Below are 15,465 nucleotides of genomic sequence, written 5' to 3'. Positions count from 1 at the left end.
ACCTCAAAGCACAGCCACCTTATTCTTCCCACTAGCCTTGGCCTCATAAAGCGCATCATCCGCCCGGCGGACCAGCGCGATCGCATCCACGCCGTGCTGCGGCGCGGTCGAGATGCCGATACTCACCGTCACGTGCAGCGGCAGGCCATTCCAGAAGAACGGCTGGCTGGCCGCGTCCACGAAGTCTTCGGCGCGCACCATCGCCTCGCGCAGCGAGATGGGCGGCGCGAGAAGGGCGACGAACTCATCGCCACCGAGCCGGCACACCGTGTCGGCCTTGCGCGTCCGGCGTATCAGCCGCTCGGCGAACTGGCGGAGCAGTTCGTCACCGGCGGCATGGCCATGGATGTCGTTAACTGCCTTGAACCCATCCAGATCCATGTAAAGGACGGCGAGGCTGTCGCCGGCCTTGAGGTGGGCGAGGGCAGCCTTCAGGCGCTCTTCGAATACCATGCGGTTGGGCAGGCCGGTCAGCGTGTCTGACTCGGCGAGATGGCGCATGCGGTCGGCGACAGCGCGGGCGACGGACACATCGCGCAAGACCAGCACGCCGCCGACGACGTGCCCGTCGCGATCGCGGATTGGCGCGGCGACGTCTTCGATATCCAGGCGCGTACCGTCCGCCAGCAGGAGCTGGCGTGGCTGCAGCATATCGACGGTGCGCTCTTCGGTGATCGCCCGCATCAGCGAGCTCTCGCTGGGCTGGTCGTGGCGGTCACGCAACTGCACTACCGACTCGATAGCCATCCCGCGGGCGCGCATGGCCGGCCGGAGCAGCAGGGACTCCGCACGCTGGTTGAGGAAGGTAATGGTGCCGGTGGTATCGGTGGTGAGCACCGCATCGCCAATCGAATCCAGGGTGACCTGGGCCAGTTCCTTCGCGGCGAACAGGCTCTCTTCCAGCCTTTTGCGTTCGCTGACGTCGGTGACCATCACATAGAAACCACGGAACACCCCGCCATCGTCGAACTCGGGCGTGTACGTCACGTCGCCCGTGAAGTACTTGCCATGCAGCTTCATCTGGTCCATCTCGAAGCGCACCGTCTGGCCGTTGCGTACGCGTGCGAGCCGCGGCACAAGACGCTGGTAGTTCGCCTCGCCAACGAACTCGCGCAGGGTCTGGCCGACGCGCGGCGCCGCTTCGCCGAACCACTGGCGGTAGGTGTCGTTCGCGAAGCGGTAGGTCTCCGTATCGTCAAGGCGGCCGATCAGGGCGGGAATGGAATCCGTCAGGCGGCGCAGGCGCTTGCGCGACTGGTCGAGCTCCTCCTGCAGCATGCGGGCGCCAGTGATGTCCTGCAGCACGGCGACGAAGCCGTTGGTGGCGCCCGCCGCCTTGACCGGCGTCGCGTGGGCATGCGCCCAGATGGTGAGGCCATCCGTGCCGCGGAAGCGAAAGACCTGCTCGAAGCGCTCGCCGGTGGTGACGAGCCGGCGCCAGGCGTCGATGACGCGCTCCTGGTCGGTGTCTTCAATGTTCTCGCGCATGAAGCGGGCGACGTCTGGACCGGTCCGGGCGCCGACCCACGCGTTTGCCTGGGCGTTCTGCCATTGCGGTACGCCCATGGCGTCGACGTGGAAGACGGCCAGCGGTGCGGCATCAGTGAAGGCCTGGAGTTCGCCGCGCCCGCGCTCCGTGGCGTCGAGGGCATCGCGCCAGCCGTCCAGCAGGCTGCGCACCATGCGCCGGGAGCGACGGAAGGTGACGACGGACCAGGCGACCAGGGCAATGAGGATAGCGCCGGCGATCGAAAGGACCAGGCCCTGCCGGAATTGCCCGCGCTGAAGGCGCGAGCGCTCGTACATGGCCAGCGCCTGCACGTCGCGGGCCACCGCGTCGTTGCGCGACTGGTAGTCGGCACCCATCAGCTCTTCGATGCGCCGCGCCCGCTCGTTGGCGGCCGAGCGGGCCAGCAATGGGGCGGCGGTGTCCACACGCTCCTGCAGGCTGCGTTGCAGGGTAGTCACCAGCGTGCGTTCATGGGCGTCGGTGCCGAGGCTGTCCTGCAGCGTGGCGACATGCTCATGAGCAGCGGCGATCGCCTGGTGCCAGCCCGCGGCCGCATTGGGGTCGTCGCGTAGCACCCACGCGCCGACGGCCACGCGCATGTCATGGACATCCTGGGCGATGGACTGGGTCGCGATCAGCACCTCGTAGCGCTTGCCGACCACGCGCTGGGTCGCCAGCAGGCCCAGGCCGGTGCCCACGCCCGCGAGCGTCAGGAGGACCACCAGGGCCACGCTGGCCTTGCTACTGCGATCGACGAGACGGGTGAGCCGTGCGTGGCGCTCGTGGGGCATGGACGTGCTGGTGGCCGTGTTGGGGCGAATCTAGCAAACCCCGAAGGGCTGTGCTTCGCTTTTTTGGCGGATATGTGACACGACGCCCGGTGACGGTTCAGCGCCGTGCCTTCGCGCCGGGGTCAGGACGCAATTCGACCCACGTGGGCGCGTGGTCGCTGGCTTTGGGCAGGTCGCGAACCCAGCGGTCCACGCCCGCGTTCTTCAGCCGTCTTGCCAGATCCGCGGACAGCAACAGGTGGTCGATGCGCAGGCCGCGGTTGCGCGGCCAGTGCTGGCGGAAGTAGTCCCAGAACGTATACATGTGGGCGTCCGGGTGCATGGCCCGCAGCGCATCCGTCCAACCCTGGGCAAGGAGCCGGGCATAGGCATCGCGGGATTCTGGCTGCAGGAGGGCGTCGCGCCGCCAGTTTTTTGGGTCGTAGATATCGTGGTCGGTGGGGACGACGTTGTAGTCGCCGGCCAGGACTATCGGGTAGCCCGTTTCGAACAGGGGTTTCGCATACGCAATAAGCCGTTCAAACCACGCGAGCTTGTAGTCGAACTTGGGTCCCGGGCGCGGGTTGCCGTTGGGCAGGTAGATGCAGCCTACGAGGACGCCGTGCGCCAGCGCTTCGATGTAGCGGCTATGCACGTCGCGGTCATCGCCCGGCAGGCTGCGCCGGCTTTCGATCGGGTCTTCCCCGCGGGAAAGGATGGCGACGCCATTCCAGGAGGCTTGCCCGGACCATACGGCTCCGTATCCGGCGTCGTGGATCGCTTGCAGGGGAAAAGCGCGATCCTGGGCCTTGAGTTCCTGCAGGCAGGCGACATCCGGTTGCTCACGCTCGAGCCACTCCAGCAGGTGCGGCAAGCGGGCGGTGATCCCGTTGACGTTGAAGGTGGCGATCTTCATGCCTGTACTCTCTGGCCGCGCATGTCGATGGCCGGTGAGGATGGATGAATCCATGCCGAATGACGGCGAGGCGGGGATGTAACGAAATGGACGGGAAAGCGTTGGCTGGTTTTATTCTCACTCCATGCCTTCCCAGATCCCTATGCGCCTCTCGCCCGTCCTGTCCCTCCTCACCATGGCCGCCGCCCTGACGGTTTCCGCTTGCGCCCCGCAGCCGAAGCTCGCGCGCAACGAAACCCTGGTGGTCGTGGACCACGAGCCCCCGCAGCACCCGACCGAAGATGAGCCCGCAGAGCGAGTCGGTTGGGTCTGGGCTCGCGGCTACTGGAAATGGGACGGGCATGACTACGAGCCGGTGCGCGGCCATTGGGAGCGTGTCCGTGAGGGCTATCACTACGTCCACCCGTTCTGGGAGAACCGCAAGGGGCGCTGGGTATTCCACGCCGGCCTCTGGGTGAAGGACTGATCGCCGTGATGACCGCATAACGGCATTTGCCAAGACGCCCCCCGGCGGCCTCAAGATAGTGGGCGCTTTCTGCCCCCATGAGGCCTGCCATGCTGCTTCGCCGCTCGATTCCCGCATCGTTCTTTGGCATGGTCCTGGGCCTCGTCGGCCTGGGCGGCAACTGGCGTAACGCCGCTCGCCTGTGGGGCGTGCCGCCCGCGATCGGTGAGACGATCATGGCCGTGGCGTTCGTGGTGTGGGCTGTGTTGATCCTGAGCTACGCCGTGAAGTGGCTAGGCCATCGCGATGCGGCGCTCGAGGAGGCGAAGCATCCGGTGCAGTGCTGCTTCATCGGGTTGGTGCCTTCCACCACGGCATTGATGGGTGTCGTCCTGGCGCCCCACGCGCATGCACTCGCTGTGGTCGCACTCATCGTGGGCGGCGCGGGCCATGTGCTTTTCAGCATCTGGCGCGTCGGTGACATGCTGCAGGGTGGCCGCGAAGTGACCACGGTGACTCCGGTGATCTATCTGCCATCGGTCGCGGGTAATTTCATAACAGCCATTACCGCGGGTACGCTTGGCTACCCGTCGTGGGGCGTGTTGTTCTTCGGCGCCGGCGTATTCGCGTGGCTCGCGCTCGAATCGGTCATCGTGAACCGCCTGTTCCATGCACAAGCGTTGCCGGTGGCGTTGCGGCCCACGCTCGGTATCCAGCTTGCGCCGCCCGTTGTCGCGGTGGCGGCGTGGCTTGCCAACACGGAAGGTGCGCCGGAATTACTGGTGCAGGCGGCGTGGGGTTACGGCCTCGTGCAGTTGTTCCTGATGATTCGCTTATTGCCGTGGATCATGCAGCAGCCGTTCGCACCGAGCTACTGGGCGTTTACGTTCGGCCTTACCGCCTTATCCGGGACGGCGATCGGCATGACTTCGCGCGGCGTTACCGGCGCCATCGCGGAGCTTGCGCCAGTGTTGTTCGTTATCACGAACGTCGCCCTCGCGATCATCATTATCGGCACTGTCATACGGGCGGCGCAGGATAAGTTGCTACCGCCCGCCGTGGTCGCGCAGAGCGCGCCAGTGCAGGCTACCAAATGACAGAAATGCGCATATCGCGAATATGCCGAACGGATTAAAGACATGCTCCGATATGCCGCTACGCTGACTCCGGCATCGCCCATATCCCCCAGATGCCGGCTTTATGCGCCGCGCCGAATGCGAGTTCGCCGCGGCGTTTTTTTTCGCTGCGCGCTAGCGTCTGCAAGCGTGCTTCTTTTCGGTACGCAGGTGCGCGCCGAGGGCGGCAGCTATAACGTCGACGACGCGTCCGTCGCAGGCGATGGCAAGTGCCAGCTGGAGTCCTGGCTGCGCGAGTGGTCGCACGGGAGCAACGGTCTCTATACGGTGCCCGCCTGTGGTGTCGGCCCCGTCGAGTTCGGTGTCACGCTCAATACGGGACACGGCATCTACGGTCCGGGTGTGAATCCCGCGATCAAATGGCAATTGCGTAACGGTGACGACAAAGGCGTGGGCGTCGCCGTGGCGACGGCAGCGACCTGGCTGCATGGTCGCCGGGATGACGTGCAGGCGTATGTCGCGACGACCTTCGGCCTCGACGATGCGCGCCGGTTTATGGTTGCGCTGAACGCTGGCGCGGATCGTGTGCGCGGCGAATCCACGCACAGCCTGCTGGGCTTCGGGCTCGACTTCGCGTTGACCACCCGCTGGACGCTGCTTGTCGAACGCATGTGGACGCGCAAGACGATCACCGACCAGGGCGGTGTGCGCCTGGCCTTCGGCGAGTCGAGTCTTGATCTTGTCGCGGGCAGTGAGCGAAGCCGGCATCCATCGCATTGGATCAACCTCGGGTGGAACGCAGCGTTCTGATCCGGCGTGCCATTGCTGCGCCGCAGCGGAAAAATCGATCTAAATCCGCTTGTTGACGGGGATTTTAGGGTGCGTTATATCTCTCTCCAGCCGGCGCGTTACCGATAACGTGCCGTGCTTTCCGCGATGCATGCATGGGGCATGCAGGCGGTGCACCTCGCGATCGGCAACGGGACATCATGCGTCACCGCACTCCCAATCCAGCGAATCCGGGTTGCGCCTTAGCGGAGCCGTCGTTCCCGTTCGTGCAGGCCGACGGCCAGCCGATCCTCTCCCGCGCCAAGCTCAGCGCCCTGCGTTCGCGGGGCAAGTCGCTTGCCGGCTATTCGCCGCCGCGCCACACCCGCTGATCCGTTCGCCTGATCGGCCCATCCTTTTGCCATAGGGCTTCGCAGCCCTCGTAGGAGCGTGCTTGCACGCGATCCATGCCTTGCGGCGAATCCATCGCGCGCAAGCGCACTCCTACAGGTTCTCGAAAGGTCGCTGGTCAGCATGTTCCGCATCGCGTGGCGGAGGGCTACGTGTTGTCTGCTAACGACACTTTCGGGGTGGGGTGACCTGTGCGTACCAATCATGTTCTGACGAAGAAAACGCTTGTTCTTGCCGTGTGTACGGCGTTCGGCCTGATGGGGTCGAACGCCTTTGCACAGCAGGCGCCGGCGCCGGCCGATCCACCGGCCAAGAGCGAGAAGGACAAGGCGGAGAAAGACAAGGCCGTGCAGATGAAGGCGCTGAGCGTCGTGGCCAATCGCTATGAAGCCACGAGCATCCGCATGGACTCGGTGAACACCGTGGACGTGCTGTCCGCCAAGGATCTGCAGAATACCGCCGTGCATAACGTGGCCGAGGCGCTCGGCCTGATGTCCGGCGTGAACGTCACCACGACCGGTACCGGCTACTTCGGCGGCATCGACGGCGCGGCGCGCGGCGAGGGCATGTTCGCCTCAGTCCGTGGCCTGCCGTCGGAGTACAACGTGAACCTGGTGAACGGCAGCAACGTCGCCCAGGGCATGCCGTACAGCCGCAGTGTGCAGCTCAGCCTGCTGCCGCCTTCGGGTTTGCAGACCATCGTGCTCAACAAGACTTCCACGGCGGACATGGATGGCGACGCCATCGGCGGCACCATCGATTTCCGCACACCCAGTGCCTTCGATTTCAAGAAGGATTTCAGCGGAAGCGTGACGGCCAGCGGCCGCGTGGAAAGCCGCGCCCGCGATTACGGCGGCAGTGGCCTCGGTAGTGGCCTGGCCGGTGAACTGCAGAAGAAATTCGGTGAAGAGAAACAGTTCGGCTTCTATATCAGCGGTTACTACGACTACCGCAACATCGCCAATAGCGAGATCGGCGCGGCGGAAAGCGCCTCGAACGACGGCTCATGGGCGTTCCTGCACGCGAATGCCGATGGTAGCAGCGCCGCTGGTTACGATCCGCAGCACAACCTCACCAGCATCGGCACCAACGTTGGCATCGCCTCGGGCTTCGAGCGCCGCTACGGCGGCAACATGTCGTTCGACTGGAACGTGGATCCGACCCTGCATGCTTACGCCAAGGCATCGTACGCCTATGCGCTGACTGAGCAGAACACCACGTATAACCAGCTGTTGCCCCAGGATGTCACCTACGTACCGAGCGCCACGCCCGGTGTGTACACGCCGAATATCGGCCGCATCGCCAACCGCTTCTGGTTCGAAACCAACCCCGAGCGCGCTGACCTGGCCACGATCCAGCTGGGTGCAGACAAGACGGCTGGCGGCTGGACGATTTCGCCCAATGTTTTCTGGAGCATCGGCCGCAACGACCGCCCGGAACACGTGGAAATCGATGGCCGCGAGGACAAGTATTCGCAGGATAACTTCGCCTACAACCAGAGCTCGCTCCTGAGCTACGGCGGCAGCCACTTCCCGTATCCGGTGCTTACCCCGGCGCTGCTGAACTCGGTTAACAACATCCAGAACATGTACGCCAATGATTATGGCGAGGTCACCAAGATCCGCTCCGGGCAGAAGCGCGGTGGCGCCAAGCTCGACCTGCGCTATGACTTCGAAGACGGCCCGGTGCAGAACGTGAAGTTCGGCGTGAAGTACAGCGACAGCTCGCGCGAATTCACCAATCGTGACTGGTCCACGGCGGGCATCAACGATGGCACCACGACGCTCGGTGATCTCGGCATCTTCAAGGGCGATTACAGCCAGATCTTCCCGGGCAAGTACCCGTGGGTGACACCTGACGTGAGCCGCGCTGCGGTGGCGGCGCTCATCGCCGGCCACGTGCAGCCGTCCGATCTGGATACGTGTAGCCAGCTCGATTACAACAACTTCAACTGCGACACGATGCGCGGCACCGAAGCGGTATCCGCCGCTTATGCCATGGCCACGATCCAGGAAGGCCCGCTGGAGATCATCCCCGGTGTGCGCTTTGAGCACACCTCCATCCACAACACCTTCTGGACCACGCCGCAGGATCCGGACGGCAACGAGCTGCCGGGTTACTTCTCGAACAACCACACCGTCTATAACGAGCCGCTGGGTAGCCTGTTCATCAACTATCGCCCCGGTGGCAATGTCGTATTCCGCGGCTCGATCTGGCAGAGCTATACCCGCCCGGCGTTCGTGCAGTTGGGTGGCGGCGAGCAGATCAGCGTTTCGAACGGCGTCACCACGATCACCCGTGGCAACCCGAACCTCGATCCGATCAAGGCCACCAACGTGGACCTCGGCGCGGAGTGGACCACCGACCAGGGCGGCTTCTTCTCGCTCACCAGTTACTACAAGAAACTGAAGGATTACATCTACGACAGCGGTGGTGGCCAGGCGAACCCGAACACCTCGGGTGTGGGCACGGTGTTGACCAAGACCCCGACGAACGGCGGCGATGGCAGCGTCTACGGTATCGAGGCGACGGTGCGGCAGAAGTTCGAGAACCTTCCGGGTGCGTGGAACGGCCTCGGTTTCAGCGTCAACGCCACCAAACAGAACTCGCGGGTGGACCTGGGCCGCGACGGCTTCGAGAACGAGCGCCTGCAGCAGGCGCCGCGGACGATGGCCAACGCCGAGCTGTTCTACGAAAAGTACGGCTTCTCGCTCAACCTCAGCTACCACTACACCGGCTCGTACATCTCCACCTACGACTTCCTGAACCAGGGGGCGCCGTGGGATGACCTGTGGCTGCGGCCGATCCGTCGCGTGGACCTGCATGCCGGTTACCAGATGGATAACGGCCTGCAGTTCGATCTACAGATCAGCAACCTGACCAAGCAGTACCAGTACTGGTCGCACATCGGCCGGTATAGCCTGGTGAACTCGGACATCGTCGATGCCGGGCGCACCGCGCTGGTCACCGTGAAGTACTCGTTCTAACCATGCGGCGCCGGGACTTCCTCGCCGTCTCGCTGCTCGCGCCCCTGGCGATATCCGGGGGCGCGTGGGCCGGTCCGCTCGTGGAAGCGGTACCGGATGGCAGGCCGCACCGTCTCGCCTTCGGCCCGCGCCGTTTCGAGCTGGACGGCAAGCCGTTCCAGATCCGCAGCGGCGAGATGCACCCGGCGCGCATTCCCAGGGAGTACTGGCAGCACCGTATCCGCATGGCGAGGGCGATGGGCCTGAACACCATCGCCATCTATGTGATGTGGAACCACCAGGAGCGCGAGCCCGGCGTGTTCGACTGGCGCACGGGTAACCGGGACATCGCTGCCTTTGTCCGGTTGTGCCAGGCGGAGGGGTTGTGGGTTTACCTGCGGCCCGGTCCGTACGTCTGTGCGGAATGGACCAATGGCGGTATTCCGGCCTATCTGCTGCGTGACCCGGACACGCACTTGCGGACGAAGGACGACCCGGTGTTCATGGCCGCGACACTGCGCTACATCGGCCAGCTCGCTGCGCAGGTGAAGCCGTTGATGGCCGTCAACGGTGGTCCGATCCTGATGGTCCAGGTCGAAAACGAGTACTCGATGTTCGGCGATGACGTGGACTACCTCCGCGCGCTCGCCGATATGTGGCGAGTGCACGGTGTGGCGGGCCCGTTCTCGATCTCCGAGGGCTGGAAAGACCTGGTGCGCCGCAAGGCGTACCTGCCGGGTGCGGCGCTGGGCCTGGATGGCCCCGAGGTCGCGGAATTGAACCGCGGGCATGAGTTCGCTGGCGAGGCGCCCGTGTGGGTCGGTGAGGGGTATCCGGGCTGGCTGACACACTGGGGTGAGATGACGTTCGCAAGCAAGGATTTCGTAGCGCCGCTGCGCGACATCATGCGTGCCGGCTATTCGTTCAACCTGTACGTCGTGCACGGCGGCACCAACTTCGGCCTTACGGCTGGCGCGAATGCGGAAGACGATGGCTCACAGTTCCAGCCGGATATCACCAGTTACGACTACGCGGCGCCGATCGACGAGCGAGGGCGGCCCTCACCGTCCTATGCGGCGATCCGCGCCGTGATCTCTCGCGAGGCGGGCGTGACGCCGCCTCCCATGCCAGCGCCGATAGATGCTGGCCGGTTCGCCACGTTCACCCCGGTCGCCATCGCTTCGCTCTGGGATGCCCTCGGTACCGCTCGGCACCTGCAGCAGCCTGGGCCGAACGAAGTGCTGTTCGGTCAGGACCAGGGCCTCGTCGTCTATCGAAAGCGCGTGGATAGCGAAGGCACGCTGTCGCTGGAGGGTGTGCGTGACTACGCCGTGGTCTACGCCGATGGCCATGAAGTGGGCCATGTTTCGCGGCTGGTACACCCGTCGTTGTCGTCAAAGCCTGAGGTGGCCATTCCGGCAGGCGGCGTGGTCGATGTGCTGGTGGATACCTTTGGCCATATTAACTTTGGCCCGCGGCTGGGGGACCACAAGGGGCTCGTTGGCCCCGTGATGTTCAACGGCGCACCGGTAGACGAGGTGGAGGCCTGGCCGTTGCCGCTCGATGGCGGGTGGCCGGATCACCTGTTGCCGCTGCGGGAGCCACCGACGCGTGGCGGCGTGTTCTTCGAAGGCATGCTCCATCTCGACACGCCAGGCGATGTCTATCTCGACATGTCCGCGTGGAACAAGGGCTATCTTTGGGTCAACGGGCATTGCCTTGGCCGGTACTGGCATATCGGGCCGCAGGAGCGTTTGTATTGCCCGGGCGTATGGTTGAAGCCGGGCGCGAACGTGGTGCGCGTGCTCGACCTGCACCGCACCAGCGGTGCACCCATCACTTGTGCGGAGCGGATGCATGACGGCATGGCGTGAGGGCACGACCCGCGTGGCAACGAATACCGCGCCACCGCGCGCGATCGGTTTCTGGGGCGGTCTCTCGGCCAATGTGCTGAACATGATCGGGATCGGGCCGTTCGTGACCATCCCCCTGGCTCTGTCAGCGCTGGCGGGGCCTGCGGTGTTGCTGGGCTGGATCGCCGGCGCGCTGCTCTGCCTGTGCGACGGCCTGGTCTGGGCGGAACTCGGCTCGACCATTCCGGAATCGGGTGGCCCCTACCATTACCTGCGCGAAGCCTATGGGCGTGAACGGGCAGGGCGGCTGTTCGGATTTCTCTACCTGTGGCAGACGTTGCTTACCGCACCGCTATCGATCGGTTCGGCTGCCGTGGGTTTCGCGCAATACGCAGGCTATCTCGTGCCGGCGCTCGGTGACGGTGGGCGCGTGCTCGTTGCTGCGCTGTTGTGCCTGCTGAACACGGCGATCCTCTATCGCAAGGTGGGCGACATCCAGAAGCTGTCGCTGGTGGTGACGGTTGCCGTCGTGGCGGCGGCGGTGTGGATCGTCTTCACCGGCATCAGCCACTTCGACATGGCGACGGCACGGCACTTCCTCGACGCGCCGATGGCCTCGGGGAAGGGTTTCTGGCTGGGCCTGGGCGCTGTCTCGCTGATCGCGGTGTACGACTACGGCGGCTACAACAACGTGTGCATGCTGGGCGGCGAGGTGAAGCAGCCGCGGCGCACGATCCCGATGGCGGTACTTATCTCGATCCCCGTGGTCGCGGTGCTCTACCTTGGCCTCAACGTCAGCATCCTCGGCGTCTTGCCGTGGGAAACGGCCGCGAAATCCACTGCCGTGGTCGCGGACATGATGCAGGCCGTGCATGGTGCGTGGGGCGGTACGGTCGCCGTGGTGCTGATCCTGGTTGCCAGTTGGGGATCGGCCCTCGTGGTCTTGCTCGGCTATTCGCGCGTGCCGTACGCGGCGGCGTCGGAAGGGCAGTTCTTCAAGCCGTTCGCGCGGCTGCACCCACGCGATGGATTCCCGACCGTGTCGCTGCTGTTCGTCGGTGTCACCTCCGCGCTCGCCTGCTTCCTCTCGCTGGAAAAGCTGATCAGCATGCTGATGGTGGTGCAGATCCTGTTCCAGTACATCGCGCAGTGTTTTGCTGTTGTGGCCTTGCGCCGCCGTGGCCGCACGGCCGACGTGTTCCGTATGCCGCTTTACCCGTTGCCGATCGCGATCAGCGTGGCCGGCTGGCTGTACCTCGTCGCCACCAGTGGCGTTTCCACCATGCTCACCGCCGTCACCGCGATCACGGTGGGTGGCATCCTTTTCCTTTGGCAAGCCCGGAGAACCCGTACGTGGCCGTTCCCCACCTGAAGCCCTGGGATGTCGTGGTCGTCGGAGAAATCTTCGCCGACCACGTCTTCACCGGCTTTCCCCATTGGCCCCGGCCAGGCGAAGAAGTGATCGCCGAAGGCTACGTGCGCGAGCTCGGCGGCGGCAGCGTGAATACCGCCTGTGGCCTGTCGCGGCTAGGCCGTCGCGTGCGCCTCGTTGGCCTGATCGGCGATGCCGACTTTGACTGGTTTGAGCAGCGCCTTGGCGAGTTTGGCGTCGGCATGGGGGGTATCCGCCTGGAGCACGATGGCACCGGCATCACGGTGAGCGTGTCGATGCGCGATGACCGCACGTTCTTCACCTACCCGGGCGCCAATCGCGGGCTGCCCGAGCTGCTTACCGTGCCTGCCGTGGTCTCCGACCTGGCGGCCGCGCGGCATGTGCATTTCGCCATGCCGCTGTCGCGCGACCTGGCGATGAGCCTCCTGCCAGCGTTGCGTGCCGCGGGCTGTACCACATCGCTCGACGTGGGCCACACGCCCACCTGGCTCACCGACGCGGCAAACATCGCGACCTGCCGCGAGGTGGATCTGTTCCTGCCGAACACCGCCGAAGCTGAACTTGCCTGTGGTGATGCGTCCGCTGAAGCGTACGTGGCGTGGGCGGCGTGCCATGGCCTTTCGCGCGCCGTGCTGAAGCGTGGCGCACAAGGTGCGCTGGCGGCGTCGGGCGGCGTGCTCAGCAGCGTGTCGCCGCCGGTGGTCGAGGCCATCGACACGACGGGCGCTGGCGATGCTTTCAATGCCGGGCTGATTGATGCCTGGCTCGATGACGAACCCCTGGGCCCCGCGCTCGAGCGCGCCTGCATCTGCGGTGCGCTGTGCAGCACGGCCCCCGGCGCCCTCGCGGCGCTTCCTGATTCCCCCCACTTGAGGACCCTTCGTGAACGGACGTACCGATCGTAAGATCGCGCTGGTAGGTGGAGGCGGCGTGCGCTCGCCTCTGGTCGTGTTTGGCGTGAACGAGGCCGCCGAGGCACTCGGTGCCGCTGAAATGGTGTTGTATGACCCGGATCCCGCGCGCCTGCGTGTGATGGTGGACCTGGGCAATGCGATCGTGAAGCGCTCGGGTGGGCATCTTCGCCTGCGTGGCGCCAGTTCCATCGAGGACACCATCGAGGGCGCCGACTTCGTCCTCAACAGCATTCGCATTGGCGGCATCACCGGCCGCGCGGCGGATGAGCGCGTGGCGATCGAGCATGGGTATCCCGGGCAGGAAACGACAGGCCCCGCGGGCATCGCGATGGGCTTGCGGACCATTCCGTTCGCCATCGAGCAGGCTCGCCTCGTCGAACGCCTGGCGCCCGAGGCGTGGCTGGTGAATTTCACCAACCCGGCGGGCCTCATCACCCAGGCCGTGAACGACCACAGCAAGGCGCGCATCGTCGGTATCTGCGATACGCCCACGGAGCTGTTCCACAACATCGCCCGTGCGCTGGGTGAGCCGTTTGAAGACGTGGAATGCGACTACGTCGGCCTGAACCACCTGGGCTGGGTCCGTGGCGTGCGTGTGCGTGGCGAGGAAAAGATCGACACGCTGATCGAGAACGATGAGTTGTTGCGCAGCCTCTACCTCGCGCCGCTCTTCGATACGGCCATGATCCGCACGCTACGGCTCATCCCCACCGAATACCTGTTCTTCTACTACGAGCGGCAGCGCGCGCTTTCGAACCAGCGCCGCCAGGGCGGCAGCCGTGGCGCGGAGATCGCGAAGCTCAACGATGAGTTGTTCGCGACGCTGAGCGCGCGACTGGCCGCCGGGCAGGGTGACGAGGCGGTCGACATTTACGCCGCCTACCTCAACCAGCGTTCCGGCTCGTACATGAAGCTCGAGGCCGAAGGTGGTTCAGCGTTTGACGCCGGCGTGAGCCTCGACATCGATCCGTTCCGCGTGGCCACCGGTTACCACCGCATTGCCATCGATGTGATGAGCGCGCTGACCGGGGCGAAGCCCGCACCGATCGTCGTGAATACGCGTAACCGCGGCGCGGTGCCGGACCTGCCCGAAGCCGACGTGGTGGAGACGCTGTGCGATATCTCGCTCGACCGGATCGAGCCGCGGAAGCTGGCCGCCTTGCCTGATGCGGTAGCCGGTCTGGTGCGGTCGGTGAAGGCCTACGAGCGGGCGGCGATCGCCTCGGTACTGGATGATTCACGGCTTGGTGCGCGCAAGGCCATGCTGATCCACCCGGCGATCGGCGAGTGGTCGCCGACGGCGAACCTGCTGGAGGCGCTGATGGGCTACCCCAGCGACGACGGCGACTGCCTCTGCCACCGATAAGCCCAACTGTAGGAGCGCGCTTGCGCGCGATGTGCTTGCCTCAGCGTTGCCGCCTGCCGGCGGATCGCGCGCAAGCGCGCTCCTACAAGAGCATTTACATGCTTGTGGCGGTGAGTTTGCCGATCTCGGCAAACCACTTCGTTGCTTCGTCCATGCTCGCCGGGGAATCGGCGAGGAAGACGACGACGATGCGCTTCTGGCCGTTCGGCGCCGTGATGATGCCCATATCGTTCAGCGCGGCGCGGCGGCCATTTTCGGCGCCGCTGGTGCCGGTCTTGTCGGCCAGCTGGTAACCGGCGGGCAGGCCAGCGCGTACCCGGTTGGGGATCACCTGTGCGGTCATCAGGCCGAGTAGCTTCTGGGTGGAGGCGGGCGACAGCAGCTCACCAGCCTGCAGTTTGCGCAGGAAGCTGGCGGCGCCATCGAGCGTGCTGCTATCCACCTGGCTGGCGAGCACGGCGGCGCTGCCCTTGGCCTCGAACATCCGGCTCAGCTCGCCTTCGCCCATGTCGATGCGCATGCCGTGGACGCCCTTGCTTTCGAGGAAGCGCGTGGCCGTGGCGCCGCCGCCGAGCACGCGGAGCAGGGCGTCGACGGCGGTGTTGTCGCTCTGGGTGACCGAGGCGTGCAACAACTCGTCGATGGTGACGTCGCGCGCGCCCTTCTTGACCGCTTCGCCCAGCGACGGCACCGCGGAACCACCGACCACATCCGCTGGTGTGAGGTGCACCTTGCGATCGAGGCTCAACGTACCGGCATCCACCTGGCTGAGGACGGCGGCGGCGATCGGTGCCTTGAACGCACTCATCAGCAGGTAGTGGCGGTCAGGGTTGACGCTGACCGACTCGCCGCTGGCGGGGTCCATGACCAGGATGCCGAGCGTGCCTGGGCGCGCCTTGTCGGCGATTTTTTGCAGGGACGCCTGAAGCGTTGCATCTGGTGGCGCCGCGAGCGCGGCCGAGGTCGCGAGGGCGAGGGCGGTGCCGCAGAGCAGCTGCTTCAGCATGGGGAGGTCCTGTTCAAGAGGTGCGGGCAAGGTAACGCCGGGTCTGGACGCCAGGCTGTCGCAAAACGGGC

General features: G+C 65.2%; 11 protein-coding genes and 1 pseudogene. 9 read left to right on the top strand and 3 right to left on the bottom strand.

Annotation, left to right across the window (positions count from 1 at the left end):
• Positions 1-3 precede the first annotated feature (3 nt).
• Positions 4-2,301: a sensor domain-containing protein gene (locus L2Y96_RS11445; protein WP_247325641.1), complete on the bottom strand. Its 2,298-nt coding sequence runs from the start codon at positions 2,299-2,301 to the stop codon at positions 4-6.
• Between the two features lie 106 nt (positions 2,302-2,407).
• Positions 2,408-3,250, bottom strand: a pseudogene (xth, locus tag L2Y96_RS11440) (exodeoxyribonuclease III); the annotation flags it as partial.
• A gap of 70 nt (positions 3,251-3,320) precedes the next feature.
• On the opposite strand from xth, the gene L2Y96_RS11435 reads away from it, so the two are divergent.
• From L2Y96_RS11435 to L2Y96_RS11395, 9 genes are all read left to right on the top strand, one after another.
• On the top strand, positions 3,321-3,662 hold the full coding sequence (locus L2Y96_RS11435) for a YXWGXW repeat-containing protein (RefSeq protein ID WP_247325640.1): 342 nt from the start codon (positions 3,321-3,323) through the stop codon (positions 3,660-3,662).
• Positions 3,663-3,751: 89 nt separating this feature from the next.
• Entirely contained in the window at positions 3,752-4,738 is a 987-nt protein-coding gene (gene tehA / locus L2Y96_RS11430; RefSeq protein WP_247325638.1) for a dicarboxylate transporter/tellurite-resistance protein TehA, read from the top strand.
• Positions 4,739-4,906: 168 nt separating this feature from the next.
• The gene (locus tag L2Y96_RS11425; RefSeq protein WP_247325637.1) at positions 4,907-5,527 is read left to right on the top strand and encodes a hypothetical protein; all 621 of its coding nucleotides are present in this window, start codon (positions 4,907-4,909) and stop codon (positions 5,525-5,527) included.
• A 179-nt stretch (positions 5,528-5,706) separates the two neighbouring features.
• Entirely contained in the window at positions 5,707-5,877 is a 171-nt protein-coding gene (locus L2Y96_RS11420) for a hypothetical protein (protein WP_247325636.1), read from the top strand.
• A 276-nt stretch (positions 5,878-6,153) separates the two neighbouring features.
• Positions 6,154-8,883, top strand: a complete 2,730-nt coding sequence (locus L2Y96_RS11415; RefSeq protein ID WP_247325635.1) for a TonB-dependent receptor — start codon at positions 6,154-6,156, stop codon at positions 8,881-8,883.
• 2 nt (positions 8,884-8,885) lie between these two features.
• A complete protein-coding gene (locus L2Y96_RS11410) occupies positions 8,886-10,736 on the top strand; it encodes a beta-galactosidase (RefSeq protein ID WP_247325634.1) in 1,851 nt (616 codons plus the stop codon).
• Positions 10,720-12,087, top strand: coding sequence for an APC family permease (locus tag L2Y96_RS11405; RefSeq protein WP_247325633.1), 1,368 nt, complete (start codon positions 10,720-10,722; stop codon positions 12,085-12,087). The genes L2Y96_RS11410 and L2Y96_RS11405 overlap by 17 nt, the downstream gene beginning before the upstream one ends.
• On the top strand, positions 12,069-13,013 hold the full coding sequence (locus L2Y96_RS11400; RefSeq protein WP_247325632.1) for a carbohydrate kinase family protein: 945 nt from the start codon (positions 12,069-12,071) through the stop codon (positions 13,011-13,013). Before L2Y96_RS11405 ends, L2Y96_RS11400 begins: the two co-directional genes overlap by 19 nt.
• Complete coding sequence (locus tag L2Y96_RS11395; protein WP_247325631.1) at positions 12,991-14,388, top strand: family 4 glycosyl hydrolase; 1,398 nt, start codon at positions 12,991-12,993, stop codon at positions 14,386-14,388. The genes L2Y96_RS11400 and L2Y96_RS11395 overlap by 23 nt, the downstream gene beginning before the upstream one ends.
• Before the next feature lie 94 nt (positions 14,389-14,482).
• On the opposite strand, the gene bla is transcribed toward L2Y96_RS11395, so the two are convergent.
• Positions 14,483-15,394, bottom strand: coding sequence for a class A beta-lactamase (gene bla, locus L2Y96_RS11390; protein WP_247325630.1), 912 nt, complete (start codon positions 15,392-15,394; stop codon positions 14,483-14,485).
• Between the last annotated feature and the right edge of the window lie 71 nt (positions 15,395-15,465).

The sequence above is a fragment of the Luteibacter aegosomaticola genome, assembly GCF_023078475.1.
Lineage (GTDB): Bacteria > Pseudomonadota > Gammaproteobacteria > Xanthomonadales > Rhodanobacteraceae > Luteibacter > Luteibacter aegosomaticola.
This window is presented reverse-complemented; position numbering and strand designations above follow the sequence as displayed.